The organism is Amycolatopsis vastitatis (assembly GCF_002234595.1).
GTDB lineage: Bacteria > Actinomycetota > Actinomycetes > Mycobacteriales > Pseudonocardiaceae > Amycolatopsis > Amycolatopsis vastitatis.
In genome coordinates this window covers 1-363 of sequence record NZ_NMUL01000144.1, presented here as the reverse complement: position 1 = coordinate 363, position 363 = coordinate 1, and the positions used below count along the sequence as shown (strand labels likewise).

Below are 363 nucleotides of genomic sequence, written 5' to 3'. Positions count from 1 at the left end.
CCGTTGGTGTCGGCCCACACGAAGTCACCCAGCCGGTCCGGCGGCCGGATCCCGGCGTCGAGGGTGAGGTCCTCGCGCTTGCCCGGGCCGAGCGTCGTCACCTGCGTGCACCCGGTCGCCGGGTCGGCGTCGGAGTCCTTGCCGTCGTCGCCCGCGTTCGGCTTCGTCCACAGCCAGTCCGCGTAGGCCGGCGGCAGCTTGGCACGGTCGAAGCACACCTGGTACGACCCGTCGGGCAGGCTGTCGAACAGGTACTTGCCGTCCTGGCCCGTCTTCGTCGTGGCGAGCTGCTTGCCGTTGCCGTCCTTGAGCACCACGGGCACGTTCGGCACGCCCGGCTCACCCTGGTCCTGCAGGCCGTTG

Annotated in this window: 1 protein-coding gene; it reads right to left on the bottom strand. The window is 71.3% G+C overall.

Features of this window, described 5'->3' with window-relative positions; genetic code table 11:
- Positions 1–363: SdrD B-like domain-containing protein (locus CF165_RS49805; protein ID WP_276209786.1), on the bottom strand; the 363-nt coding region annotated here is incomplete at both ends.